1 protein-coding gene is annotated in these 1999 nt (G+C 59.0%); it reads left to right on the top strand.

Translation table 11 applies throughout. The annotated features are described in order from the left end of the window. Nucleotides 1-52: 52 nt before the first annotated feature. On the top strand, nucleotides 53-1975 hold the full coding sequence (locus CV103_RS05220; RefSeq protein ID WP_020819409.1) for a reverse transcriptase domain-containing protein: 1923 nt from the start codon (nucleotides 53-55) through the stop codon (nucleotides 1973-1975). Nucleotides 1976-1999 lie beyond the last annotated feature (24 nt).

Below are 1999 nucleotides of genomic sequence, written 5' to 3'. Positions count from 1 at the left end.
GGGGGAAGGGCGGCAGCTGTGATTCTTCAACCACCGATCATGGGGTGTGCTGATGCTGCCAGAAACTGTGAAAGGCCGGTTGGAGGCCATTCCGGCGCTCGTTGCGTCGGGCAAAAGGGTGAATGGACTCTATCGTCTGATGGGGTCTCGCCTCCTTTGGGAGGAGGGGCTCCAGAAGATCGGATCCAACAAGGGTGCGATGACGCCGGGTATTGACGGCGAGACCTTCGCGGACTTCGGACCGGAAGACCTCGACCCGATTATCGCCAGCGTGACGGCAGGGACCTATGATCCCAAACCAGTGCGTCGGGTGTTTATCCCGAAAGGCAAGGGCAAACGGCGTCCGCTGGGCATTCCCACGCGCGACGACCGCCTCGTTCAGGAAGTGGCGCGGCAACTGCTCGAACGGATCTATGAACCGGTGTTCTCGAACGCCTCCCATGGATTCCGGCCGGGCCGGTCGTGTCATACGGCGCTTGAACACGTCAAAGCCGTATGGACGGGGGTGAAATGGCTCGTAGATGTGGATGTCGCGGGGTTCTTCGAGAACATCGACCACGACATCCTCCTGCGGCTGTTGCGGAAAAGGATCGATGACGAGAAATTCATCGGCTTGATCGGCAGCATGCTTAAGGCGGGTGTTATGGAAGACCGGGTTCACACCCGGACCTACAGCGGCACTCCGCAGGGCGGTATCGTCTCTCCAATCTTGGCCAACATCTACCTCCATGAACTCGATATGTTCATGGCGGAACGGATCGCGGCTTTCGAGAGGGGGAAGGTCCGTGCCACGAACCCGGAATATGGGCGACTGGCTGGGCGCATCCAGAAACAACGGAAGCGCGTCACCATGCTGCGGGCCAAAGACAATGTCGACGAGGTGAAGGTTGCGGCCTCCTTGGCCAAAATCCAAACCTTACTGCCGCAAAAGCGGTCCATCCCGTCGAGAGACGCGATGGACCCCGGTTATCGCCGACTTCGTTACTGTCGCTACGCGGACGACTTCATGATTGGGGTTATCGGTAGCAAGGAGGATGCACGAAGCGTGTTCGCCGAAGTCAGGGCATTCCTGACCGAGGCGCTGGCGCTCACGGTGTCCGAGGAGAAAAGCGGTATCCGCAAGGCGAGCGATGGAGCCGCCTTCCTTGGATATGAGGTCCGCACATATACGACACGCCAACGGGTTGTCCGGAGCCGACAAGGTTCCGTCAGCTTCCTTCGTAGGCCGCCGTCGGAAGTGATGCAGCTGCATGTCCCTTGGGAGAAGGTCCACGCGTTCGCTTCTGCAAAAGGTTATGGTGATCTGTCGGTGTTGAAGCCGCGTCATCGTAGCCTGCTGCTCAGCTGCAGCGACGTTGAGATCGTCCTAGCTTACAACGCCGAATTGCGGGGTTTTGCGAACTACTATGCTCTCGCCAAGGATGTGAGCTTCAAGCTGAACAGGCTTGAGTTTCTCCAGCGGTGGAGCTTGTTCAAGACCTTGGCCAGCAAGCACAAAACCAATGTGCGAGCGGTCTTGGCCCGCATGAGGACGGGGCAGGAATTCACCATCGGCTACGACGTCGATGGCCAGCCCCGATCGGTCAAAGTCTGGAAACTGGCTCATCTGAAACGTGATCCGGCCACCTCGTCCAGGATTGATATCCAGCCTTGGACGCAGGTGTTCACCCACTCACGTACGGACTGGGTTGATCGTCAGAATGCCAAGCAATGCGAGGCTTGCGGTCGATCCGATGTTCCGTGTCAGGTGCACCATATCCGGGGGATGGCCGATGTTTCGCACCGCGGTTTTGTCGTGAGAATGAAGGTGGCACGCGCCCGCAGGACGGTGGTCCTGTGCGAGCAATGCCACTGGGATACTCACAGAGGCCGCCTGCCCGATCTACGGCAAAGTGATGGTTCGTCACAGTGGAGAGCCGCATGCGGTGAAAGCTGCACGTGCGGTTCGGCGGGGGGATCAGGGCTGACTCCATGAGCAGCACCAATCCTACCCGACTGA

The sequence above is a fragment of the Edaphosphingomonas fennica genome, assembly GCF_003034225.1.
Classification (GTDB): Bacteria; Pseudomonadota; Alphaproteobacteria; order Sphingomonadales; family Sphingomonadaceae; genus Sphingomonas_E; species Sphingomonas_E fennica.
Note: the sequence above shows the minus strand (reverse complement) of the source record. Positions and strands in the feature narration are given on the sequence as shown.

Coding starts and splice junctions, on each gene's coding strand:
- CV103_RS05220 (WP_020819409.1), top strand. CDS start 53: ATGCTGCCAGAAACTGTGAAAGGCCGGTTGGAGGCCATTCCGGCGCTC.